General features: G+C 61.6%; 23 protein-coding genes and 1 tRNA gene. 2 read left to right on the forward strand and 22 right to left on the reverse strand.

The window, feature by feature from the left end; translation table 11 throughout:
- Positions 1-12: 12 nt before the first annotated feature.
- The 3 genes from B2994_RS01045 to B2994_RS01055 form a co-directional block, all read right to left on the reverse strand.
- Complete coding sequence (locus tag B2994_RS01045; RefSeq protein WP_291526554.1) at positions 13-312, reverse strand: hypothetical protein; 300 nt, start codon at positions 310-312, stop codon at positions 13-15.
- A 31-nt stretch (positions 313-343) separates the two neighbouring features.
- Positions 344-2,230 carry a helix-turn-helix transcriptional regulator gene (locus tag B2994_RS01050; protein ID WP_291526555.1) on the reverse strand — a complete coding sequence of 629 codons (1,887 nt, stop codon included), beginning with the start codon at positions 2,228-2,230 and terminating at the stop codon, positions 344-346.
- Positions 2,231-2,362: 132 nt separating this feature from the next.
- Complete coding sequence (locus B2994_RS01055) at positions 2,363-3,799, reverse strand: UTP--glucose-1-phosphate uridylyltransferase (RefSeq protein WP_291526556.1); 1,437 nt, start codon at positions 3,797-3,799, stop codon at positions 2,363-2,365.
- A gap of 270 nt (positions 3,800-4,069) precedes the next feature.
- Between B2994_RS01055 and B2994_RS01060 the strand changes: the two genes are divergently transcribed.
- Positions 4,070-4,143 (forward strand) — tRNA-Pro (locus B2994_RS01060).
- Positions 4,144-4,320: 177 nt separating this feature from the next.
- On the opposite strand, the gene der is transcribed toward B2994_RS01060, so the two are convergent.
- Positions 4,321-6,459: a bifunctional cytidylate kinase/GTPase Der gene (gene der, locus B2994_RS01065; RefSeq protein WP_291526557.1), complete on the reverse strand. Its 2,139-nt coding sequence runs from the start codon at positions 6,457-6,459 to the stop codon at positions 4,321-4,323.
- Positions 6,456-7,232 carry a pseudouridine synthase gene (locus B2994_RS01070; RefSeq protein ID WP_291526558.1) on the reverse strand — a complete coding sequence of 259 codons (777 nt, stop codon included), beginning with the start codon at positions 7,230-7,232 and terminating at the stop codon, positions 6,456-6,458. The genes der and B2994_RS01070 overlap by 4 nt, the downstream gene beginning before the upstream one ends.
- Positions 7,233-7,448: 216 nt before the next feature.
- On the opposite strand from B2994_RS01070, the gene B2994_RS01075 reads away from it, so the two are divergent.
- Positions 7,449-8,513, forward strand: a complete 1,065-nt coding sequence (locus tag B2994_RS01075; RefSeq protein ID WP_291526559.1) for an MIP/aquaporin family protein — start codon at positions 7,449-7,451, stop codon at positions 8,511-8,513.
- A 167-nt stretch (positions 8,514-8,680) separates the two neighbouring features.
- Here B2994_RS01075 and B2994_RS01080 read toward each other — a convergent pair whose 3' ends face one another.
- From B2994_RS01080 to B2994_RS01160, 17 genes are all read right to left on the reverse strand, one after another.
- Positions 8,681-8,965: a DUF3017 domain-containing protein gene (locus tag B2994_RS01080; RefSeq protein ID WP_291526560.1), complete on the reverse strand. Its 285-nt coding sequence runs from the start codon at positions 8,963-8,965 to the stop codon at positions 8,681-8,683.
- Between the two features lie 32 nt (positions 8,966-8,997).
- Positions 8,998-10,632 (reverse strand): bifunctional phosphoribosylaminoimidazolecarboxamide formyltransferase/IMP cyclohydrolase, encoded by a 1,635-nt coding sequence (gene purH / locus B2994_RS01085; RefSeq protein WP_291526561.1) that lies wholly within the window; start codon positions 10,630-10,632, stop codon positions 8,998-9,000.
- Positions 10,629-11,942 carry a DUF6350 family protein gene (locus B2994_RS01090; protein ID WP_291526562.1) on the reverse strand — a complete coding sequence of 438 codons (1,314 nt, stop codon included), beginning with the start codon at positions 11,940-11,942 and terminating at the stop codon, positions 10,629-10,631. Before B2994_RS01090 ends, purH begins: the two co-directional genes overlap by 4 nt.
- A 4-nt stretch (positions 11,943-11,946) precedes the next feature.
- The gene (gene sucD, locus B2994_RS01095) at positions 11,947-12,867 is read right to left on the reverse strand and encodes a succinate--CoA ligase subunit alpha (RefSeq protein ID WP_291526563.1); all 921 of its coding nucleotides are present in this window, start codon (positions 12,865-12,867) and stop codon (positions 11,947-11,949) included.
- 1 nt (position 12,868) lies between these two features.
- Positions 12,869-14,065 carry an ADP-forming succinate--CoA ligase subunit beta gene (sucC, locus tag B2994_RS01100; protein WP_291526564.1) on the reverse strand — a complete coding sequence of 399 codons (1,197 nt, stop codon included), beginning with the start codon at positions 14,063-14,065 and terminating at the stop codon, positions 12,869-12,871.
- A gap of 121 nt (positions 14,066-14,186) precedes the next feature.
- Complete coding sequence (locus B2994_RS01105; RefSeq protein WP_291526565.1) at positions 14,187-14,774, reverse strand: adenine phosphoribosyltransferase; 588 nt, start codon at positions 14,772-14,774, stop codon at positions 14,187-14,189.
- 32 nt (positions 14,775-14,806) lie between these two features.
- Entirely contained in the window at positions 14,807-15,277 is a 471-nt protein-coding gene (locus B2994_RS01110; RefSeq protein ID WP_291526566.1) for a preprotein translocase subunit YajC, read from the reverse strand.
- Positions 15,278-15,351: 74 nt separating this feature from the next.
- A complete protein-coding gene (gene ruvB / locus B2994_RS01115) occupies positions 15,352-16,416 on the reverse strand; it encodes a Holliday junction branch migration DNA helicase RuvB (protein WP_291526567.1) in 1,065 nt (354 codons plus the stop codon).
- Between the two features lie 2 nt (positions 16,417-16,418).
- Positions 16,419-17,030 (reverse strand): Holliday junction branch migration protein RuvA, encoded by a 612-nt coding sequence (gene ruvA / locus B2994_RS01120; protein WP_291526568.1) that lies wholly within the window; start codon positions 17,028-17,030, stop codon positions 16,419-16,421.
- 36 nt (positions 17,031-17,066) lie between these two features.
- Positions 17,067-17,657 (reverse strand): crossover junction endodeoxyribonuclease RuvC, encoded by a 591-nt coding sequence (ruvC, locus tag B2994_RS01125; protein WP_291526569.1) that lies wholly within the window; start codon positions 17,655-17,657, stop codon positions 17,067-17,069.
- 6 nt (positions 17,658-17,663) lie between these two features.
- A complete protein-coding gene (locus tag B2994_RS01130) occupies positions 17,664-18,419 on the reverse strand; it encodes a YebC/PmpR family DNA-binding transcriptional regulator (RefSeq protein ID WP_291526570.1) in 756 nt (251 codons plus the stop codon).
- Between the two features lie 37 nt (positions 18,420-18,456).
- Positions 18,457-19,647: a glycosyltransferase family 4 protein gene (locus B2994_RS01135; protein WP_291526571.1), complete on the reverse strand. Its 1,191-nt coding sequence runs from the start codon at positions 19,645-19,647 to the stop codon at positions 18,457-18,459.
- Positions 19,648-19,657: 10 nt separating this feature from the next.
- Positions 19,658-20,722, reverse strand: coding sequence for a phosphatidylinositol mannoside acyltransferase (locus B2994_RS01140; RefSeq protein ID WP_291526577.1), 1,065 nt, complete (start codon positions 20,720-20,722; stop codon positions 19,658-19,660).
- Positions 20,715-21,380, reverse strand: a complete 666-nt coding sequence (gene pgsA / locus B2994_RS01145; protein ID WP_291526572.1) for a phosphatidylinositol phosphate synthase — start codon at positions 21,378-21,380, stop codon at positions 20,715-20,717. Before pgsA ends, B2994_RS01140 begins: the two co-directional genes overlap by 8 nt.
- 21 nt (positions 21,381-21,401) lie before the next feature.
- Positions 21,402-22,004 carry an HIT family protein gene (locus B2994_RS01150; RefSeq protein ID WP_291526573.1) on the reverse strand — a complete coding sequence of 201 codons (603 nt, stop codon included), beginning with the start codon at positions 22,002-22,004 and terminating at the stop codon, positions 21,402-21,404.
- Positions 22,005-22,109: 105 nt separating this feature from the next.
- Positions 22,110-24,167: a threonine--tRNA ligase gene (thrS, locus tag B2994_RS01155; protein ID WP_291526574.1), complete on the reverse strand. Its 2,058-nt coding sequence runs from the start codon at positions 24,165-24,167 to the stop codon at positions 22,110-22,112.
- Positions 24,168-24,272: 105 nt separating this feature from the next.
- Positions 24,273-24,756: FtsX-like permease family protein (locus B2994_RS01160; RefSeq protein WP_291526575.1), on the reverse strand; the 484-nt coding region annotated here is incomplete at its 5' end.

Raw genomic sequence — 24,756 nt, forward strand, 5'->3', positions numbered from 1 at the left:
GAACCGAAGAGCCTACCTCTTGTCGGCCCAATTGTCGTTTGCCCAGCGCTTCCACGCCGCCGCATGACGATTCTCAGTCCCGGACTTGCGGCGCAGTTTGCCGGCGTGCGCATCGACATACCGATCCACCGCCGACGCCAAGGGCTGAACGAACGAAGGGTCATCAGGGTCGGCACGCTCGACGTGCGCATCGCCCATGGCACCAAGAGGAACGGAAATCCTCCGTCCGGTCTCCCCCATGCCGCGCATCAGCCGCAAGGCGTGGACCACCGCATATGCAACGCCACCGGTCAAGGCCGCCAACAGCCACATAACGCACAGCACCCAGACCCACCAGGGCATGTCAGTCGCCGTCCTGCGTGCCGATCGACAGTTCCCGCTCCGCCCGGGCGATAATCATGGAACGGAGCGTGTTGGGCGCCACGGCAAGAATATGGCGGGCATGCGCGATGCAGAACGCGACGAACCACGAGTCAGAGGAAACCGTAAGATTGACCTTCTCGCCCTGCCCGTAGGGCTCGATGCTGGCGCCCGGCAGATTCTTGATGAACGGCAGATCGGCCTGATCGGTGACGAACGCCGCCACGGTGCCATTGTCGAAACTCCATTTGCGAAGCTCGCTGATCGGCACATCCGGAATCTCGACGTTCTGTTCCGGCTTGATGATGTCGGCATGCTCGACACGGCTGAGGCGGAGAACCTGCCAGCCATGGTCGCGCGCCTGCCCGGCCTTGCCCAGGCTTTTGCCCGCGGCGTTCACGTCGGTCCAAACAGCCACATAATACAGGCCCTCGTCCACAAAGATCTTGGCCGGGGCCACAATTTTGCGACGGGTGCGTCCCGCGCCATCGGTGTACTCCATGTCAAGCAGCAGCCCATCGTTGATGGCGCGCCTGACGACGGTGAAGCTGTTCGGCTCCAGCTCATAGCCGGTCAGCGACAGCCATGGGGTCTCGCCCGCCTTGACATGCGGGCGCAGACGCTGATACAGGGACTGCGCCTGTGCGCGCGACTGCTCCGACATCAGCGGGGAATGCGCCAAATAGCTCACCGAAGCCGTCAGCAGGCTGAGATACTGCGGGGAGATGCCGGCCAACCGCTCCAGCCCCAGCGAATTGGTGGCGGAAACGATGCCTTCGGCGTCAAGCAGGGACCAGTCGATGTCGAAGAACTGGCTGCCGGCCATTTCGCCATCATCGGAAACCGTGGTCAACGTGTTGATGTCCTTGTGGATCACCGCCACGGACTTCCTCAGTTCGTCCTCGCTGCGGGGCATACCGATGAAGCGCTCGGCAAGTTCGGCCAGCGAATACTCCTCACCCAAATGAGCGGAAAGAAACAGCATGAGACGAAGACGGCGATCGACTTCGGAACCGGTCTGGAAGGAGCCTGATTTCCTGTGGGGCTTGACATGATCCTCGTCTTTGGAATCGGACTGGGCGTGCACCAACGGCTGGGTGACCACCGTGGCCGCCGACGGACCGGACACGGCATCCGACGCGTCGAGCTCGGCGAAATTGACCGCGGCGTTCAGACGACGGTGAAAAGCCTCAACGGCCTCCTTCGGACTGATGATGGAGGCGCCGGGGTGCTCGAGCACATACATGGCCAGGTCGTCGGTGTCCCGGTAGGCGACGTTGATATGCTCGCCGTCCACATCCACCGTAGCCGCGAAGCGACGGGAATCAATGACCTTGACCAATGATTCGGGAATCGTCTGGGTTCCCAGTCCAGGAGCGATGGAATCGAGCCCCAGCCCCGGAATCGGCGTTTGCGGCACGCGGGGTGCGGTGCGGGACGTGGATTGCGGCTCCTGTTCGGAAGCCTGCGACATGGAAATCGACCTGGCCAGATAATTGGCGGCCGCAAGAACCGGAAGATCCTCCTGCTCGAAATGCAGACGCACGCGGGGCTCATCGCCCAGCTGAAGTCGATAGGATGCGAAATCCTGCCCCTCGGATTTGGAGGAGTACTCGGGCTGGCGGGACTCGATGGCGATGCCCATGGCGGCCAGTTTGGCGCGATCGCGCTGGAACTGCTTGGCGAACGCCGCCTTGGCGGCCTGATCGGCCAACTCGCCATAGGAATCGGCGTAGGCCTTCACGCGTTGGGCGATCTGGCGGGACGTGAGCCATTGAGGGAACGCCGATGACAATACGGCGAGCACATCCAATTCGTGCTTTCCCCATTTATCGGAGAACCGCCGCCTGCCGTTCGTTCCCTCTGCCATTAGTCCTCACGTCTCACTAGTATTCGATGTTAACTGCGCATTGACGCGCACCTCATTTATTGTAATGGCTTTTGAGGTAATCTACGTCATTTTGCATCAATTTACCGCTCTTTTTCTTCGCTGGCGCAAGAATCAGACAATCCAGTTGTCCGGCTCGACGCCCTGGGGCCCGACGAATTCGCCGTTGGGCACATATGAGGGCTGGCCGGTGTCTTCGAGCAGCGCATCGGAGAAGAACTTGACATTCTGTCCGAAGGTCCAGTCCCCGTGGATGGTCACGGATTTGGCTGCCGCCAACGACGGGACCGAGTAGGGGAATCGCTCGTCGAAATCATGGATGTTCTTGTAGTAGCGCGGATCGAGATCGATATTTGGGAAGATGTAGTTGCCGTCTTCCATTTCATACGAATCCGTCAGATGGAAGCGGTCGGACCGCATAATGAGCAGATCATTGGTGGTCTTCACCGGCAGGAAGCGCATGCGATCCACCTGCACGCAGATGGCGCCTTCGAACAGGCCAATGGCGGCACCCATGGCGGTTTCCAACTGGATGACCTTGGTGGTGCTGGCATCGGTGGGGTCCACGGTTTTGGCATTGCGAATAACCGGCAGCGGCAGCACGCCGTTATATTCGGCCAGCTTCGCCTTCAGGGCGTCGATGCGAACCCAAATGGAGTTCGTGTTGAAATACGGGTGCTTCCTGATGTTCTGCGCATCGGCCTTGTCGTCGTCGTGAACCTGGCTCATCTCCCGCAGCATCAGATTCCCGGTACGCCTATCGCGCACGATGTGGCCGCCCTTGCGATCGGCTTCGGTGCGGACGGCCACCTCGACCATGAACGGCGCCCCGGTGTTCTCAAAATACTGGGCCAGCGTCCGGGAGGGGCGTGCGCCCAGATTGTCCGAATTCGAGATGAACAGATACTTATACCCTCGCTCCTCCAGAGCGTCAAGCAGACCGGACTCCCAGATGGTGGAGTACAGGTCGCCGTGCCCGGGCGGGCACCATTCGAGTTCGGGATTGGCCGGGAACGAAACCGGTTCTCCGGTCGCCGCGTCGATCTTGGGCTCGGCATGCTGGATGATTTCGACCGGCACACCCTCCTGGTGGAACTTGCGGTTGTGGCTCACCACTTTCATGGTGTCGGCGGAGGTGCGGAAGGAATTCATCAGCGTCAGCGGCAGATCCACGCCCAGACGCGTGCGGGCCGTGATGACCTGGCCGAGGATGATGTCGAGGAAGCGCATCCGCTTGGCCTTGTGGCGACGCACCGGCAGTAGGGACTTGGCGCATTCCAGGCCCATGGAGGTGCCCAGACCGCCGTTGAGCTTCAGGAACGCGGTTTTCGAGAATGCCTGCACCGCCTTGTCGTGATCGATCGTCGCATACACGTCGTGGAAGCTCGGAATATCGGTAAGCGGCTCGACATCGCTCTCCCTGATCCAGCTTGAGGCCTCCTCATGCTGCCATACGCGGTACAGGTGCTCGAACTGGGCAATGGACACTTCACTCATGCCGTGTTCGCGCATTTTGGTTCTCGACAGCTCAAATGCGTCGACGGTGGTCATAGAATCCCCTTTCCATCAATGGACCGTTTGTCACAATATGCCCCAGTGTACTCACACAATGGGCATTCTTTCGCGGTCTTCTGGGAGGTTTGATGAACATGTGGTGAAATGTCAAAGGCAAGAAAACACAATCTCACAAAAGCGTTGCGTTCGGTTCGGTCTTTGATGCATTTTGGCTGCCTCGACCGCGCTCCTACGATCCGCAACACGCGAGAATTGCCAAATCACACGGATGTGGTATGTTATTCAACTGTTGCAAAATGCAATGTTCGGGCCATAGCGCAGTTTGGTAGCGCACTTGACTGGGGGTCAAGGGGTCGCGGGTTCAAATCCCGCTGGCCCGACCGGACTGCCCGGGGTTCCAACGAATTCCGGGCATTTTTTTGTTATTATCATGTGCATTGGCGCCGTCGTCCGAGAGCAATTAGTCCGGGAACAACAGGCGGGGACTTCCTCCTGCATGAGAAAGTCCCCGCCTCAGGCGCATCGGACACGCGTCCGACCGTTTTCGCCCTACTTGGTTACCGGCGCTTTTTCTTTTCCCTGATGTTCACCGAGATCTGAATCGGGGTGCCTTCGAAACCGAACTCTTCGCGCAGCTGTCGTTCCAGGAACCTCCGGTACCCATGCTCGAGGAATCCGGTGGCGAAGACGACGAACCGAGGCGGACGGCTCGCCGCCTGCGTGGCGAACAGGATTCTCGGCTGCTTGCCGCCGCGCAATGGATGCGGGTGCTCCGACTGGACACGTCCAAGAAAGGCGTTGAGCTTGCCGGTGGGCACGCGCTTGTCCCACGAGGCAAGCGCCTGACGCATGGCCGAGGCCAGCCGGTTGGTGTGCCAGCCGGTTTTCGCCGACAAGTTGACGCGCTGAGCCCATGTAACCCGTTCGAATTCGGTGGCCCACAACCGTTCCAAACGCTGCTTGTCGAATTCGTCCATGGCATCCCACTTGTTGAACACCAGCACGATCGCACGGCCGGCATCAACCGCCTGACTCATCACCTTGAGATCCTGGTCGGAAATCGGCTGAGAGGCGTCGAACAGCACCAGGGCAAGTTCGGCGCGTTCCAGCGCGGCCGTGGTGCGCAGCGACGAATAGTACTCGGCTCCCGACAGCTTATGCAGACGGCGCTTGATGCCGGCGGTATCGATGAACAGCCAGTCCTCTCCGTCGATATCGACGATCTCATCCACCGGATCGCGCGTGGTGCCGGCCAAATCGTTGACCACGGAGCGCTCCTGCCGGGCCAACTGGTTCAGCAGCGACGACTTGCCGACGTTCGGCCGGCCGATAAGCGCCACACGGCGCAGCCCGGCGGGGGTCACCGTGCCGGAGAGCCGGTCCGCGTCCCTGAGCTTACCGAGTGCGGCATCCAGCAGATCGCCCACTCCCCTGCCATGCATGGCGGAAATCGGGTATGGCTCGCCCAGCCCGAGCTTCCAGAAATCGGCGGCCATATATTCACTGGCATTGTCGTCGATTTTGTTGACGGCCAAGGTAACCGGCTTACCGCTGGCGCGCAGCATCTTGACAATGCGCTCGTCGGACGTGGTCATACCGACCTGCCCGTCGACAACCAACAGCACCGCATCGGCCAGTCGAACCGCGATTTCGGCCTGGTTGGCAATCGCGGAATCAATGCCCTCGACATTGGTTTCCCATCCGCCGGTGTCGACAAGCTTGAAATTCCGGCCAGCCCACTCCGCGTCGTAGCTGATGCGATCGCGCGTCACGCCGGGAGTGTCCTCGACCACGGCGGCGCGGCGGCGCAGAATCCGGTTGACCAGCGTGGATTTGCCCACGTTCGGCCGACCCACCACGGCGAGTACACCCACCTTGCGATCTGCCTCCGCATCCTCGTCGTCGGCGGCGTCGCCCCGACCCTCGATGAGCTGCTCGTCGGCCTCGTCGAGTTCGTAATCGTCGAGATTGGCGACGTACCGCTCGTAGGACTGCTGCTCGAGCGCATCCTCCACCAGTGACGCAACCGCGTCAACGCTCTGTTCAAGCGTCATGTCGGAATTGTCGACGGTCACCACCCCATCGGCTGCAGTGGTGAAATTGGTCACCTTGGAGTCAATGGCATCGCGTTTGGCCACATCGTCGCTGCCCACCGAGGCCTCCGCGGAAGCCTGGCCGGCGCGGCGTGCGGCGCGCACCTCCTCCCGTGCGGTCATCAGCACGCGGACCTCCGCCTCCGGAGCGACCACGGTGGTGATGTCGCGGCCCTCGGCCACGATGCCGGCGCCCTCGGAATATGAATCCGCGGAGGCCTCGCGCGCAATGAACGCGCGTTGCGCCGCAATGAGAATGTTGCGTACCGGAATGATGCCCGACACCACGGAAACATGCGACGAAACCTCCGAGGAACGGATTTCCCCGGAAATATCGACCCCATCGGCATATACGGCGGCGGCGCCGGGATCGACGCTCAGATCGAAGTGGTCATCGGTGAAAAACGCTCCGACGGCGGTGATGATGCCCTGCTCGTCCGGCTCGGCCGCATCAAGGTCGATCCCCTCGTGCAGACACCACCACGCGCAGGCGCGATACATGGCGCCGGTATCAAGGTAGGCGAGGCCGTATCGGCGGGCGATTTCCTTGGAAACCGTGGATTTGCCGACTCCGGCCGGTCCGTCGATGGCAACGGTAATCACAGGCCCACCTCCTTGGACAGCGACCTCAGCTCGGTCTGCGACAGCACGCGATAGGAGCCGGGTTTGAGCTCCCCAAGCTTGATCGGGCCTATTTGCGTACGCACCAGGCGCTTGACGGGGAATCCGATGGAACCGAAAATACGACGCACGATACGGTTCTTGCCGGAATGCAGAACCACCTTGACGATGGTGAAGTCACGGTTCTGGTCGATGATCGCGCAATGGTCCAGCTTGATCCATCCGTCGTCAAGCTGGACGCCATGATTGACCAGCCGGCGGGCCACGGTACCGGACAGTTTGCCCTCGACGGTGGCGACATAGGTTTTGGCCACTTCGTACTTGGGATGCATGACATGCTGGCTGAGTTCGCCGTCATCGGTCATGAGAATAAGACCTTCGGAATCGTAATCAAGACGACCCATATGGAAGACGCGCTCATATTTGTCGCCGATGATGTCGCGCAGGGTGTACCGCCCCTTCGGGTCCTCCATGGCGCTCAGCACCCGCTTCGGCTTGTTGAGCGCCAAGGTGACGTGATGACTGTTGAGGCGAATGCGGGAACCGTCCACGCGCACCTGCTGACGGGACATATTCACGCGGGTGCCGAGTTCGGTGACGAGTTCGCCGTCCACCTCAACACGGCCGTCAAGAATGATCTGCTCGCATTTGCGGCGCGAGCCGAAACCCGCCTGGGCGAGGACCTTCTGCAGTCGTTCGCCTTCATTGGTCTTGGATGATTGCGCGGAATTCGCGCGGGAATACTGGTGTGGCATCGTTCTCCCAACGTGGCCGGATCAGTTTACTGTCAATGGTGCGATCGCACCGGAGAACAGTATCGCATGACTCGAAGACCATCCGCCGCACCGGTTTCGACGATCACCGGCGGCCCCACGCCATCAGGCCGCTCCCATCGTTTATGAAGGCGTCTGCAAGCCCTGCTGCTAGACTGGGGGCGTTTGTCCAACACCCAAAACCATAGGGGATATATCATGACCGATTCCAAACCCGCCGAGGATTCCGTGACCGGCGATACGCCAGCCACCCCAATCGACGCCGCAACCGAAACGCCCGGCGACGACGCGGACCAAACCGTCCTCTTCGACGCCACCGACGCCCCCGTCTTCACCACCGAAACGCCGGCAACACCGCGCAAACCGTACGTCGGCACGCTGCTGATGCGCTGCGGCGCGGAATTCGTGGGCACCGCACTCATCGTGTTTCCGCTGCTGCTGGTCTACACGCTCAGCCAGCTGGTGTACCAGTATGCCGGTCTCATGCCCATCATCACGGTGACCGCGCTCGCCTACGGCGCGGTGTCCGCAATGTTCGGCAAGCTTTCCGGCGCCCAGTTCAACCCGGCGGTGACCATTGCAGCCATGCTGACTTCGAAGACCCCGTGGCTTGAGGGCCTGCTGTATGTCGTCGCCCAGGTGCTCGGCGGCATCGCCGCCGCGGCGATATATCTGTTCGCCCTGCCCACCAGCGATTCGGTGCCGGCCTCCACTTGGCTGACCATGGCGGTGAAGGGCTTCGACGAGGCATCCCGCTCTTCCGGCGCACTGACCAACGCCGGCATTTCCTTCGGCTCCACCCTGGCCGTGATCGTTGAGCTGCTGGCCAGCCTGGTGATTGTGGGCGTTGCAGTGGGTACGTTGAAGTCCGATGGCACCGCCGACAAGTCGCATGCGTGGGCCGTCGGCCTTGCCTATGGTTTGGGCGCGGCGATCGCCTACCCCGTGACCGGCGCCTCCCTGAATCCCGTCCACGCCACCGGCGTCGCCCTGCTGGCTCAGGGCAAGGGACTGACGGTGGAACCGCTCTCGCAGTTGTGGGTGTTTTGGATCGCCCCGCTGTTCGCCGCCGCAATCGTCGCCATCGCCATGATCGTGAACGATCTGGTGTCCAGGGCCGCGGAGAACAGGCGCCTTGCCGCCGATTCGCACACCCGGATCGCAGACCTGCCCGAAACCGGGGAAACCGACGTCGACCAGGTGAACGGCGCCGCCGCCAGCGGACGCACTCAGGAGGAGGGCGCCATCGCCGACGGTCGATAATCGTCGACGGAACACCCCGCAGCGACGCGGAGCCGCCGCATTGCGAGAAAGGGCCGTGATGGAATTCCATCACGGCCCTTCTGGTTCTGCCGGGGAGGATGCTGAAACTGCGGGAATGACGTCACGTCACATGATGCAGCTCCCCCACAGATTTCCACGTCAAATTCCTACATCGCACGCAGGGCAATATCGAGGACGATCAACCCCAATCCCAAGGCGATGCTGATGAAGACGTCAAATGCCACCGAACGCACCTTGAACGGACTGCGCTGTTTCATAACCATTCGAATGCAGCCGCTGACCAGCGATTCCAACGCGACAATCGCCACCGCAATCTGCACATGACCTGTGACGGCGACAATCGCGGCAATGCCGACAACGACCAGCAGCCCCCACTCGTACAGGGGATTGCCTTCATGCGCCTCGGAGACGAATGGGTGCTGACTGTTCATCGTCGGTATCTCCTTGTCCCAATGCCACGGAATCAGTGGAAGAAGTGGCGGGTTCCGGTCAGGTACATGGTGATGCCGGCCTTCTTGGCGGCCTCGATAACCTCCTCATCACGGATGGAGCCACCGGGCTGCACAACGGCCTTCACACCGGCGTTGATCAGAACTTCCGCACCGTCGGCGAACGGGAAGAACGCATCGGAGGCCGCGACGGCACCGCGGGCACGCTCCTCGTCGCCGGCCAGCGAGTTGGCGCGGTCCACGGCCAAATGGCAGGAATCGACGCGATTGACCTGCCCCATACCGATCCCCACAGTGGCCTGATCATGGGCGATGAGAATCGCGTTCGACTTCACGCAGCGAATGGCGCGCCAAGCGAACACCAGGTCCTTCATGGTGTCGGCATCGGCGGCTTCGCCGGAAACAAGCTTCCAGGAATCCGGATCGTCGCCAAGCGCATTGATCAGATCGGTGTCCTGCACCAGCAGGCCGCCATCGATCTGTCGAATGGACTCATGGCCCTTCGGCGGCTCGGCCACCTTGAGAATGCGCAGGTTCTTCTTCTTGGTGCGCAGCAGTTCAAGGGCCTCGGGCTCGTAGTCGGGAGCCACGATGACCTCGGTGAAGATCGGGCGCACGGATTCGGCCATGTCAAGCGTCACGGTGGAGTTGCACGCGATCACGCCGCCATAGGCGCTGACCGGATCGCAGGCATGAGCCTTCTTGTGCGCTTCGGCTGCGGTGGCGCCGATGGCCAGGCCGCAGGGATTGTTGTGCTTGACAACGGCGACGGCAATGGACGGCGCCATATCCCAGACGGTACGCCATGCGGCGTCGGCATCCACATAGTTGTTGTAGCTCATCGGCTTGCCGCCGAGCTGCTCGGCATGCGCAAATCCACGCTGGTCAAGCGGGTCAACGTACAAGGCGGCCTGCTGATGGCTGTTCTCGCCATACCGCAACGTGTGCTTGCGATCCCACGAACGCGTGAACTGGGCGGGGAACTTGGCGGAATCGACCTCACTGCCCTGATCGTCCCTGTCAATCTCGCTATCGGCAAGGCTCGCTGGTTTGGTCCAGTGCCTCGACGTCCACTCCTGAATCGTCGCGTCATAGGCGGCGGTATGGGCGAATGCCTTGGCGGCGAGCCACTTGCGCTCCTCCAGCGAGAACCCGGTGCCGTCCGCCACACGGCTGGCGACCAGGGCATAGTCGGCGGGATCGGTGACTACGGCCACGGTGGCATGGTTTTTCGCGGCGCCGCGAACCATGGACGGACCGCCGATATCGATCTTCTCGATGATGTCGGCCTCGCCGGCCCCCGAGCGCACGGTATCGGCAAACGGATAGAGGTTCACCACCACCAGATCGAATGGCTTGACGCCGAACTGCTCAAGCTGCCTGGCATGATCGGCGTTGGTCATATCGGCCAGAATGCCGGCGTGGATGAAGGGATGCAGGGTCTTCACCCGTCCGTCGAGGCATTCCGGGAAACCCGTGACCTCGGAAACCTCGGTGACCTTCACTCCAAGTTCGGCCAGCTTGGCCGCGGTCGACCCGGTGGACACGACTTCCGTGCCGGCCTTGACGAAGGCCTTGGCCAGTACCTCAATGCCTTCCTTGTGGAACACCGAGACAAGAGCGCGCTTAATCGGTCGATTGGTGCTCATTCCTTCTCCTTTGTAGTGGTGGTTGTTGCAAGTTCATTGATGTCGTTCTCATCCGATACCGGGTGACGGCGCTGACGAACGCGCATTGCGACCCAGCGTATCCCGAAGTACAGTCCGACGCCAACCAGCGCGCAGAGCCATGCCGACAGGAGGCCTAACGCGACGCCATGGCCTACGGCCTGCGTGGATTGGACGACTTCCACTCCTATGTGCTTCAGCCGGCCCGTACCCAGCGATCCGTCGGATATGGCGAAGCACAGCGTGGCAAAGAGCGAAATCAGCGCCGCGGCGAGGCAGAATGACGCGGCTGGGTATGTCAGCGCAATCACTGCACCCTTGGAGATGGTCTCCCGATCGCCGCTGGTCAACTGCGAACGTATGCCAAAACCGAGTTTGCCGACGATCACGTAGATGCCAACCGTCAACGCAATGACATACGGCACGCCCATAACAAGCATTCTCGTCAGATCGTCGTCTATTGGCTGCGGCAGCAATCCGAAAACCGGCAGTGACGGCAAGCCGTCGCCTCCGCCCGCCCACAGCGAGAACGTCGCCAGCTCGCCTATGGCGAAGCCCGCGCCGGACAGCCATGACAGTGCCCAAAGCACCATATTCGGCAACCATGCGAGGCAGGCGACGGTGGTCACGATGCGCGATCCGATACCCATATCCATCAGACGAAACAGGGTGAGCATACCGTCATAGTTCATTACGATCCATACGATGACGGTGACGATGCCGGCAACCAGCAGCATCAGGGCAATGAAGGCGAAGGCGATGACGCCAAGCAGTACGGCTCTGCGCACTTCAAACGAGATCGGGTCCCATACCTTGGACTTCACCATATGGGCAAGATTCGAGGAGGGGAACGCGGCGGCCAGATATCCGAGACCGAATATCAGAGCGCATTTGGCCAACGCAGTCACTCGATCGTTGATCATCATGCCGGCGACGCCACTGAACGCATAGAGGTTCATGACGGCCCATGCGATTTCACCGCCGACGAAACCGACCGGAGACGTGCCGATCCGGGCCGCGAGGGTCCCCACCAGCGCAATGAGCATCCCGGTGAGGAGCAGTGGCGTTATCGTCAGCGTAATCGGCCCCCATGCATAGCCCACACCCTGGCCGAGCAGCACTATCGCCTCCGTCAGGGGCATGGTGGCGTCGGATAGCGAGGAGCCGCCCTCCTCCATGGCGATGACCAGCAGCATCAATGCGATGAAACAGCCCAGCGCCAAGGCGTAAATGGACATGGCGAGAAACGCGATGGCGATCCCCGCGCCGAATGCCTTCAGGCGTGCGGTCAATGGATCACCCGAGCTTGGACATGACCTCGCGCATGTATTGCGCAGTTTGGGCCGGGGTTCTACCTACTTTGATACCCACCGCCTCAAGTGCCTCCTTCTTGTCTCGGGCGGTTCCCTTGCCTCCGGAGACGATGGCGCCCGCATGGCCCATCTGCTTGCCTTCCGGAGCGGTGAACCCGGCAATGTAGGCGACAATCGGCTTGGTCATATGTTCATGCGCCCATGCCGCGGCCTCCTGTTCCGCGCTGCCGCCGATTTCGCCGATCATCACGACGGCCTTGGTGTCCGGGTCGTCGTTGAACTGCTGCAACGCCTCGAGCAGCGTCGTGCCGACGATCGGATCGCCGCCCACTCCAAGGCATGCGGTGAATCCGTATTCGCTGAGCTCCCCCATCAGCTGGTAGGTCAGGGTACCGGACTTGGACACCAGTCCAAGGGGACCGCGCCGCACAATGCCGTCCGGAATGATGCCCAGGTTGACTCCAGGGCTGGCCGGATCGTCGGATAAGGTGATAAGCCCCGGGCAGTTCGGCCCGATGATGCGCACACCATGCTGCTGCGCCAATGCCACGCAGTACGCGGTGTCGGCAACCGGTATGCCTTCGGTGATGACCACGATCAGACCGATCTCCGCCTCGACGGCCTCGACGATGGCGGACTTGGCGAAGCGCGGCGGCACGAAAATCACCGACGCCTTCGCACCGGTTGCCGCCTTGGCCTCCGCGACGGTGGCATACACGGGGATATGCGCGTCCTCACCGTTACGAGCACCGGGATAGACGACTTCGGTGCCCGCCTTGCGCGGATTGACGCCACCGACGATATTGGTGCCGGTTTTCAGCATGCGCGCGGTATGGGTCATGCCCTGGTGGCCGGTGATGCCCTGAACGATTACGGGAGCATTATGCTCAATGAACAGTGCCATCTCAGCGTTCACCTTTCTGTTCCGCGGCGAGCTTGGCCGCCAGTTGCGCAGCCTCTTCCATGGTCTCGGCAACGTGAAGACGCGGGTTGTCGGCGCTCAGAAGGATACGGAGACCTTCCTGGGCCGCGTTGCCGTCGAAGCGCACCACAATGGGCTTGGCGGTGTTGATCTGTCCAAGCGCCGCAAGAATGCCCTCGGCGACCTGCACACAGGAGGTGATGCCGCCGTATACATTGACGAATATCGAAACGACCTGCGGGTCGGCAAGCACGATATCCAGGCTCTCGCGCATCACTTCGGCGGACGCGCCGCCACCGATGTCAAGGAAGTTGGCCGGTTTGACACCGGTCCCCTGATCCTCCCCGGCGCCCGACACCGCGTCGAGCGAGCTCATGACCAGTCCGGCGCCGTTACCGATCACACCGACTTCGCCATGCAGATGCACATAGTGGAGCCCGTGTTCGCGGGCCTTCTGCTCATAGGGGTCCGAGACGATGGGGTCTTCGAAGCGTTTCCAGCCATCGTGACGGAAGGCGGCGTTATTGTCGAGGGAGATCTTGGCGTCCAGGGCGCAGAGGGACTTGGACGACTCGTCGTCGTCCGAACCGCCGATTTTGGCCAGTGGATTGACCTCGACCAGCGTTGCGTCATTGTCTTTGAAACACTGCCACATTTTGAGGAGGATTTGGGCGGCCTGCTCTACATTGGCGTGGTAGAAGCCGATTTCCGTGGCCATTGCCCGAGCCGCCTCGATGTCGAAGTCGCCGAGCGCGTCGATATGCAGACGCTTGACGTCCTCGGGATGCTGCTTGGCGATGGTTTCGACTTCGGTGCCACCGTGGGCGGTTGCGAGCACGTCGTAATCACGGGAGGTGCGGTCGACAGAGATGGAGACATAGTACTCGTGCAGGATATTCTTCGCCTCAGCCACCAGCACTCCGGAAACCTTATGCCCGTGAATGGTCATGGGCAGGATCTGCTCGGCCTCCAAAATGGCCTCGTTGCGGTCATGGGCGATTTTGACCCCGCCGGCCTGCCCTCGATGACCGATTTTCACCTGGGCTTTGATCATGCAGGGGTAGCCGATCCGGTCGGCGGCCTCGGCCACATCATGGGAGTTCTCCGCGAAGATGGCCTTCGGGGTTGGAATGCCCTGCTCCTCAAGCAACTGCTTGGCTTGATATTCGTAAAGATCCATGGAAAAAACGCTCTTCCTGAACGATTGATGTTCTGAGGATGAAATACGTCATCTCAGTATAGACGTGCCAAAACGGTTCCTCGTCAAGGTACCGATATCTGATATGAGCGGCGCCGCCCGTCTATGCGGGCATTTTGGTCAAGGCGGTGATCGGGTAATCACCCAAAGCGGAACGGCCGTCAAGCCCCTGCAGCTCCATGACGAAGCTGAATCCCGCGACAATGCCGCCTGCCTGTTCAATCAGCCGCGCCGCCGCATGTGCGGTGCCGCCCGTGGCGATGAGGTCGTCGACAATCAGCACACGCTGGCCATTGCTCACGGCGGAGGTTTCGATCTCAATGCTGGCGCTGCCGTATTCCAGGTCATACGACTCTTTCAGGGTCCGGGGAGGCAGCTTGCCCGCCTTGCGCACCGGGACGAACCCCTTGCCCAAATGAGCGGCCAATGCGGGACCCATCAGAAAGCCGCGCGCCTCGAGACCCGCGATAAGATCAATCTGACCGGCCGGCACCGGCAGCGTCCGCTCAAGAGCCTCCAGCATCAGCCGCAGTGCCTTGGCATTGGTCATAATCGGCGTGAAATCACGGAAGAGGATGCCTTTTTTCGGGAAATCCGGAGTCGTGCGGATCAACGAAGCGACGAATCGCGCATCGTCCGCTCCGAGCACGTCAAGTTGTTCAATACTCAGATCGTTGGTTGGTTCAGACATGATGATGGTTGCTTCACTGGCTGTGGTTGGACTTACTTGGTCTGGGCGGAGCTTTCGCCGTCAGACACCTCGGCGACGGAAGCATCGGATTCAATGGGCTTCTGGGCCACGCCGTCATCGGCGGAGACGGAGGCGGAGGCGACGGAAGCATCCGTGGCCTGGGTCTGCTGATCGGCCTGATCCTCAAGACGGTTGCCGTACTCGTCGACTTCGTCATCGTGGACATAGGCGGGAACGATCGGAGGCTCGGTAATCGCCTGGATGCGCCAGCGGGACCGGGATCCCTCCGAATCGATAACGACCTGCTCCTTTTCAAGATCCACCTCGACGACCTTGCCAAGCATGCCGGAATAGGTTGCCACTTCCTTGCCGGGAACCAGGGACTCGCGGAAATCATTGACCTTGGCCTGCTGCTTCTTCGCCTTCTTCGATTGCCACCACATCATGCCGATCATAAGCACGAGGATGACGATCATAAACAGCGACGTGGGATCGAATGACATGAAATTCTCCTTCATATGGGCTGAGAGAACCCGCGAGGGGGGGGTTCCGCGGCGTCCTGTTCCAGCAGTCCAGACTAGAACAGCGTGGTGACATCATCGTTGGGCTGCAGCCCCAAATGCTCCCATGCTTTTCGGGTCGCCACGCGACCCTTCGGGGTGCGCACCAGAAAACCCTCGCGCACCAGATACGGTTCGCAGACGGTTTCGACGGTTTCGGACTCCTCGCCGACCATGGCGGCAAGATTGTTAAGGCCAACCGGGCCTCCGTTGAAATTGCGCACTATGGCGTTGAGCACGGCAATGTCGAGACGATCCAGCCCTTCGGCGTCGATTTGGTACAGCGCCAGAGCCGCCTGCACGTCTCGGGAGCCCACTTCGGGCAGATCATGCACGATCGCCCAGTCACGGACGCGCCTGAGCAGGCGATTCGCGATACGGGGTGTGCCGCGGGAGCGCAGCGACAGCTGTCTGCTGGCGTCTCCGACGAGCTTCAGCCCCAATACGTCGGCCGAGCGTTCGACGAGTTTTTCCAGTTCGCCATGCGGATAATAGTCCAAATGGGCGGTGAAGCCGAAACGGGCCCGCAGAGGCGACGGCAGCATGCCCTCACGCGTCGTGGCGCCGATGACGGTGAACCTCGGCAGGGTGAGCGGTATGGATGTGGCACCCGGCCCCTTGCCCACCATGACGTCAACGCGAAAATCCTCCATCGCAATGTACAGCAGCTCCTCCGCCGCGCGCGGCAGGCGGTGAATCTCGTCGATGAACAGGACCTCGCCGGTTTCCAGGGAACTCAGCACCGAGGCGAGATCGCCGGCGTGTTGAATCGCGGGGCCGGAGGTGACACGTATCGGCACGCCAAGCTCGTTCGCCACGATCATGGCAAGCGTGGTTTTGCCAAGGCCCGGAGGGCCGGCCAGCAGAATATGGTCCGGTGGCACACCGCGCTTGCGCGCGGCGTCAAGAAACAGCTGCAGCTGCGCCTTCAGCGTGGGCTGCCCGATGAACGAGTCAAGAGCCTGGGGACGAAGCTCCTCGTCGCTGACTGTCTCGTCGCCCATGGCGTTGCCCGCCACCATACGCAGCGAATCCTCATTCGCACCGGTGTTGAGTTGCGCCGGTTCATTCGCGAACGCCATGATCACCGCCCCCTATCAAGCGATGCGAGTGCGAGTTTCAGCACCCTGGGCACGTCCTGCGCATCGAGGGGCAACCCGAGATGCTCCTCGTCGCAGACCGTCGCCACCGCTGATTCCGCATCGCGCTGCTGCCAACCGAGCGACACCAGTCCCTGAACGCACTGCAGCAGAGCCGGATCGGACGTCGTCCGCTCGTTGCGTCCGGTCGTCTCCGACATGTCGAGTTTGCCGGACAGCTCGAGAATGATCTTCTGCGCCCCTTTTTTGCCCAGCCCGGGAGCCCTCGTCAACGCGGTGGCGTCGCCATCCGTCACGGCTTGGGCGAGCTGTTTGGCCGTCAGCGTCGACAGAATCGACAACGCGACCCGCGGGCCGATGCCGCTGACCTTTTGTAGCTGAGCGAAAAGGGAGCGCGACGACTTGGCGAGAAACGCATACAGCGTCAATGAGTCCTGCGACACATTCAATGACGTATGGACGGTCACCTGCTGGCCGGCATGCATCGAGGCGAGGTCCGACGACGGCATACGAGCTTCGAAGCCAATGCCGTGCACGTCGATAATGGCCACGTCCGCGTCGATCTGCGCGACCGTGCCGTTCAGCATGCCGATCATACAAGACTCCTTAGTTAGAACATCTGTTCGACTACCTTACATGCCGCGGTCGACGTTTTTCCGATGACGCGCCTTTGCAGCCTGCTGGGCCGCCAAAGCCCACTGCTTTTGCGCTTCGGTGAGATGCTCCTCCCTCTCGCCGCCCTGCAGGGCGCCCCCGGGCCGCAACGCATGGCAAATGGCAAGCGCCAAGGCGTCGGCGGCGTCGGCGGGCTGCGGCAAGGTGTTCAGACCGAGGATGCGCGCCACCATGCGTTCCACCTGGATTTTCTGCGCCTGACCATTGCCGGTGATCGCCAGCTTCGCCTCGGTGGGCGTGTGCAGGGCAACCGGAATCCCCCGTTGGGCTGCAGCCAGCATGGCCAGCCCCGCCGCCTGTGCGGTGCCAAGCACCGTATTGCGGTTCGCCTGGGCGAATACGCGTTCGATCGAAACCGCATCGGGAATGAAGCGGTCCATTTTCGCGCACAGCCCGTTATAGATGGCCTTCAGCCTCAGGTCCTGCGACATATGGGGGTCGGAGCGCACGACATCGACGTGAATAAACGAAAGCCGGCGTGATGCGCCGGCTTCCACCACGCCGACTCCGCAACGGGTAAGCCCGGGGTCAACGCCAAAGATGATCACGCGATGTCACTCCGCGTCGAGCTGCTCCATAACTTCGTCGGAGGCGGTCCAGTTCGAGTAGATGTTCTGCACGTCGTCGAGGTCGTCGAGGTTGTCGATCAGCTTGGACACCTTGCGGGCATCCTCAAGATCAAGCTCGACCTCGTTCTTCGGGGCCATCACGAGATCCGCGGAGTCAAAGTCGACGCCTGCGTCTTCAAGGGCCTTGCGCACGGTATGCAGATCGGAGGGATCGGTCATCACGGTGTACACATCGCCGTCATCCACGACGTCCTCGGCACCGGCCTCGGCGGCCTTCTCGAACAGATCGTCAAAATCCACGCCTTCCGAGGGGACCACGATCTGGCCCTTGCGCTCGAAGTTGAACGACACGGAACCGGAGGTGGCGAGGGAGCCATTGCCCTTCGTCAGGGTGGAACGCACCTCGGCGGCGGCGCGGTTGCGGTTGTCGGTCAGGCACTCGATGATCAGGCCGACGCCGGCAGGGGCATACCCTTCGTAGACGATGTCCTCATAGTTGACGCCGCCGGCCTCCTCGCCAGAGCCGCGCTTGACGGCGCGCTTGATGTTGTCGGCGGGCATCGAAGCCTTCTTGGCCTTGTAGATAGCGTCATACAGCGACGGATTGCCATCAGGATCACCACCACCCATTCGGGCAGCGATTTCAATGTTCTTGATCAGCTTGGCGAACAGCTTGCCGCGCTTGGCGTCGATAGCGGCCTTCTTGTTCTTGGTAGTCGCCCACTTGGAATGACCGGACATAGTGCTCCTAGCAAAGTCGGAAATACTTGCAAACGAATCAGATTGTAGTCACGCTCGTTGACAACACCCGGGCATAGATCCCAAGGACACGGTCCGCGACCGTCTTCCAATCATAGCAACGCGCACGCTCACCACCCCGGGCCGCCACCATGGATCGCATATGCGAATCACCCAGCAGCCGCGCAACCGCCCGAGAGCAGTCGACGCCGTCCCCCAGACGGAACAGAAGGGCATCCCGCCCCCGCTCGCTCACGTCGGAGAACGCCTTGAGATCGGAGGCGACGACCGGGCACCCCGCGGCCATCGCCTCGGCCAGCACAATGCCGAAGCTCTCCCCGCCGATCTGCGGCGCCACATATACACTGAGCGAACGGTAGAAGCGGGCCTTGTCGGCGTCGGACAGGCGCCCAAGAAATTCGAACCGGCCGGCAACGCGGTCGCCATACCGTTCGAGGACGGCGCGACCCTCGGCCTGGCCGTCACCCGCGCACAGGAACCTCGCCCGGGGAAACAGCTCAACCAGGTGGCTGGCGGCCTCGGCAAACACCGCAAACCCCTTGCGCTCCTCCCCCATGCGTCCAAGAAAGCCGACGGTCGGCGCCTCGGGAGTCCCCAGCCAATCGGGATTTCGAGGCGCATCCGCGAAGAACCGGTATCTGATGCCATTGGGGATGACATGCGTCGGCACGTCGTCGGGCAGATAATGCCGGGCAGTGTCGAGCGCGGCTTCGCTGACGCAAATCGCCTCGCGCAAATTGCCCAGATACAACTTGAGATACCGTTCGAAAAAGCGCAGCGCCTTCGGATACCGGTCAAAGGCCGAATGGAAGGTCGCCACATACGGGCATGGGGTGAATCCCGCGATAAAGGGCTTATGACTCAGACTCGGCGCCTCAGGCTCATGCAAATGGAGAATGTCGAAATGCCCCTGCCGCACCCACATGCGCGTTTTGAGGCCGGCAAAGCCGAAGTAGCTCAGACACGCCCTCGAACCGTTATATGGTATGGAGAACGACGTGCCCGTGGTATGCACCCACAGCGGCATATCGTGTGTGCGTCGACCGGGCGCCAGGATCTCCACGCTATGCCCCCGCTCGATCAGCTCGCCGGCAAAATCGCGGATATGGAACTGCACGCCGCCGGGCGTCTCAAACGAATACGGGCTGATGATACCGATCCTAAGCTTGCGTCCATGCAACGGATCGCTGGTTGCTTCCTCATACGACATGGGCATTACTCTACTTGACCCGCAACGCCATGCCGGACATCCGCGCCGCGAGGACCCAATCCGGCACGTCCGAAAGCCGATCCATATCAAGATCCTCCACAAAAATGGGTTGCAGCATATGCCAGTCCTCCGGGTGGGCGGCGATGCCCCGGGCCCACACATCCACCCATGCCTGCGTAAGCTCCCTGACGGCTCGCGGGCGCGACATGGAACGATACGGTTCGACATCGATCGGACCGCTGACCTCGCATAGGTATCCGACGGGCGACGCGGCGAGACGGCGCCTCTTGCCGCTCAGCCGCTCACGGTGCATATTGACCACGAACAGCGGCAAGCCCGTCTCCAACGCCAGTACCGCCGGGCCGGCCGCCACGCGGATCACGGAATCGAACGCCCGCACGAACACCCCGCGCCGGCTCAGGTCACGGTCGGCGAGCAGGGGGACCAAGGCGCATTCCGGCCGGCGAAGAACCTCAACCAGACGATCCGTCAACCCTTCGGTGCCAGTCAGAAGAACATGCATGCCAAGACGCTCACGGATGGCGACGAAGGCGGCCAGCAGCTCCTTATCGTCCAGCCGCTCCGCCACCGTGGTCACAGGCGCCACGGCGGAGCCTCCCCAGAACCCCGCATAATCCCAGTTGCCCTGATGGCCCATGGCGATCGGCGCGGACCGGCGGGAGTCGCGCACCACATGCCGCAACTGTTCCAGCCCATCACCGGTTCCCCGAATACGGGCCCGCAACGTCGCGTTGCCCCGCGCGCCAACGGACAGGGCCTCGCTGAAATAGGCGAAATACGAGCGCATCCCCGCTCTGGCCAGCCGACGAACCGCCCGCCGGTCACTCGCCTCATCCGAGCCGCCCCCCATCCGACCCACCGAAGTGGCCGAACCGGCGGTCTGCCTGCCATGACCCGAAGCGAGCACATGGGCCAGATTGCGCTCCAACTGCGCCTCTCCCCCTACGCGCAGCAGCCATGCACAGTCGGCGGCCAGCATGAACATTCGCCGCAGCACGCATTCGGGAATGAGCCGCGCGTGCCCGACCACCCAAATCAGCACGCGGTCAAGCACGCGCCCGCCCATCGACGGGCTCCCGCATCTGCCGCCAAACCGCATGGATGCGCTGCCACACCGTAATGACGCCGAGCAATGCCAGCACGACCATGCCGACCGTCAGCCAGATGTCCGCATGCGTGGCGCCGGCAAGGGCCATGGCCACCAGGATGATGACCAGCCGGTCGGATCGGGTGGCGACGCCGTTCTTCGCTTCGAATCCCACCGACTCGGCGCGGGCGCGGGCATACGAGGTGACGAAGGATGTCATCATGCCGAGTAGCGCGGCAAGCATGCCGATCCACGCCACGTAGTCCGGTGCGGAAAGTCCGGTACGCACCCCGTCGATGATGGCACGGAGGAAATGGACGACGACGCCAACCAGCACCGCCCAGTCCGCGATACGATCAAGCGTGGAATCGAGGAATGCGCCGAATTGCGTGCCGCCGGTGGTCAACGCGGCGACCGAGCCGTCCAACGAGTCGAAGATCACCAACACCGTTATCACAATCGCCCCGGGCAGCAGCCATCCAGTCAACCCGGTGAGCACACCGGCCACCACCGTACCGACGGCCCCGGCGACGGTCACCATATTGGCGGACACCCCCATGCGCACAAGCAACTCGGCGATGGGATTGATGATCTGCTTCCAGGGTTTGCGCAATTTCTCGAACACAGTTCACCACGATAGCAAAGCTCAGCCGATGTGACGGTCCAACGGCAAGCCGAATTGCGGGGCGAGACGGTCGAACTCCCGCGCATACGCCGTCCGCTGGTCGGACAGCAGAATGGGCATGGTGCGCGTCTGCGCCACGATCGGCATGAAATTCGCGTCCCCGTTCCAACGGGGCACCACATGCTGATGCAGGTGCGCGGCGACGCCCGCCCCCGCCACCTCGCCCTGATTGATGCCGATGTTGTAGCCATCGGGATGCGAGACGGTTTCCATGACCTTCATGGCCAGCGTGGTGGCTTTTTCGAATTCGAACAGTTCGTCATCGTCAAGTTCGGTGACGAATCCCACATGACGATACGGGCAGATCATCAAATGCCCCACATTATAGGGGTACAGGTTCATGATCGCGAACACGTGGGTGCCGCGCCATGCAATGAGTCCATCCTCGTCGGATCTCCCAGGCCCTGCGCAGAACGGACACTCCCTGGTCTTTGGTTTGGTCGGTCGGTTCTCGTCGTTGCGCAGCACGTAGGTCATACGCTGCGGCGTCCACAGGCGTTCCACCGTATCCTCCTGCGGTGGAAACTGCGCGGGATCATCCACCCGCACGTCGTCGTCGCTCATCGGCTCTCCTCATATCGGCTACGCGAAAGGCCGTCCCCTGCCATGAGAACGGCCCTTCGCATCAATTACTCGAACCGGGGACTCCGGTTCCCTGCATCCATCTCGTCACTTGACGTCGGAGGCGGCTTCCGACGGAGCAGTCACGGCGTTGAAATCATCCACCGAGTTGACTTGCACGCGCTTCTTGATCACCTCAAGAATCTTGGCCTTGGCCTCGTCTACCGGCACGCCGTTCAGCTGGCTGCCGTCGCGGAAGCGGAAGCTCACCGCATTGTTATTCATATCCTCTTCGCCGACGATCAGCACGAACGGCGCCTTGGACTTGGAGGCGTTGCGGATCTTCTTGCCGAAGCGGTCGGCGGAGTAATCCACTTCGCAGCGCACCATCTCGTCCTCGAGGGACTTGATGAAGCCGGCAAGATGCGGCACGACCTCATCGGTCACCGGCACGCCGAGCACCTGCACAGGGGCGAGCCATGCGGGGAATGCGCCGGCGTAGTGCTCGAGCAGCACGGCGAAGAAACGCTCGATGGAACCGAACAGCGCACGGTGAATCATCACCGGACGCTGATGCGTGCCATCGGCGGCGATGTACTCGAGCTGGAAACGCTCGGGCAGGTTGAAGTCGAGCTGGATGGTCGAGACCTGCCAGGTGCGGCCAATGGCGTCGCGGGCCTGCACGGAGATCTTCGGGCCGTAGAATGCGGCGCCGCCCGGATCGGCCACGAGGTCGAGATGGGATGCCTCGGCAACCTCGCGCAGCGTGTTGGTGGCCTCCTCCCAGATCTCGTCGGAGCCGACGTACTTGTGCTCGTCCTTGGTGGACAGCTCCAGATAGAAGTCGGTCAGGCCGAAGTCCTTGAGCAGATTCAGCACAAAGGTCAGCAGGTTGGTCAGCTCGTCCTTCATCTGCTCGCGGGTGCAGTAGATGTGGGAATCATCCTGCGTAAGACCGCGCACGCGGGTCAGGCCGTGCACCTCGCCGGACTTCTCGTAGCGGTACACGGTGCCGAACTCGAAGAGACGCAGCGGCAGCTCACGATAGGAGCGCTGGCGCGACTTGAAGATCAGGTTGTGCATCGGGCAGTTCATGGGCTTCAGGTAGTAGTCGAAGCCTGGCTTGACGACGTTGCCGTCGGCGTCCACTTCCTCGTCGAGATGCATCGGCGGGTACATGGAATCCTTGTACCAGTGCAGGTGGCCGGAGGTTTCGTACAGGCCGCCCTTGGTGATGTGCGGGGTCTGCACAAAGCTGTAGTGGTGCTTGCGATGCTGCTCGCGGGAGTAGTCCTCCATCGCGTTGATCACCGCGGCGCCCTTCGGGTGGAACACGGCCAAGCCCGGACCGATCTCGTCCGGGAAGGAGAACAGGTCCATCGCGGCACCAAGCTTACGGTGGTCGCGCTTGGCGGCCTCCTCAAGACGGGTCTGGTAGGCCTTGAGATCGTCCTTGGTGAAGAAGGCCACGCCGTAGATGCGCTGCATCATCGGGTTCTTCTCGGAGCCGCGCCAGTAGGCCGCAGCGGAGCGTTCGATCTTGAACGCCTTGATATAACGGGTGTTCGGCAGGTGAGGCCCGCGACACAGGTCCTTCCACACCACGTTGCCGTCACGGTCCACGTTGTCGTAGAAGCTCAGTTCCTTCTCGTCGATTTCGGTGGCGGCCTCCGGATCGAGGTGCGCCTCCTTGTCCTTGATGAGTTCGATCTTGAAGGGCTGGTCGGCTTCCTCGGCCAGAGCCTCCTCCTCGGTCACCACGCGGCGGCGGAAGGACTGGGAGGACTTGATGATGCGCTGCATGCGCTTTTCGATCTCTTTGAGATCTTCCGGAGTAAAGGGCTTCTCAACTTCGAAATCGTAGTAGAAGCCGTCCTTGATGACCGGGCCGACGCCCAGCTTGGCGTTCGGGTAGATCTCCTGCACGGCCTGGGCCATGACATGGGTGGCGGAGTGGCGCATGATCGTCAGACCGTCCTCGGAATCGAGGGCGATGGGTTCGACTTCATCGCCCTCATTCAGCGGCGTATAGAGATCGCGCGGTTCGCCGTTGAGCTTGATGGCGATGATGTTCTTGTCATCCGCGAACAGCTCGGTACCGGTGGCAGTTGCTTCCACCTCCTTCACTTCGCCGTTGACCGTAATGGAGATGGGGCTTGCAGCCATGATAATGTCCTATCTTTCGGGGTCCGCGTTACTAAAGTACAGACCTGGACTGGTTAATCAACGCTTGACACGATAGATTCGCGTCCAGACAAAATCCGCCGCTGATTACAGCCTCTTTTGGATGTAGGCGGCCATGTTGCCGCGCGATATGATGGCCGCGCCTATCGTGATCAGAGCCAAAGATAGTGCGAATGATGCGCCGACCGTTGCCGTCATAAGCCGCGGGTCCGCGGGCCATTGGCGGCGCGTCCATTGAACGATCAATGTCATCCAGCAGGCGCCGGCGAGATGGCCGATGGCCAGCAGCACGCCATTGGCGATGATGAAGATCAATGAGGTGGGATTCTTCCCGGCGCCGACCGAGCGATACAACGCGAACTCATGACGGCGGAACATCATGAATACCAACAGCAGCACGAAGCACGCCACGCCGGAAACCGCCCAAAAGAACCGGCTGACGCGCACGCGATACTGTTCGAGCGGCGGCACGGCATTGCCGCTTTCCTGCGTAAACGGCGTCACCGCGATAATCGTGTGGCCGTCGTCGAAGGCCGCCGAAATCCATTCGCGAGCAGCATCCGACTGGGCG

This window comes from Bifidobacterium sp. UBA744 (assembly GCA_002298605.1).
GTDB lineage: Bacteria > Actinomycetota > Actinomycetes > Actinomycetales > Bifidobacteriaceae > Bifidobacterium.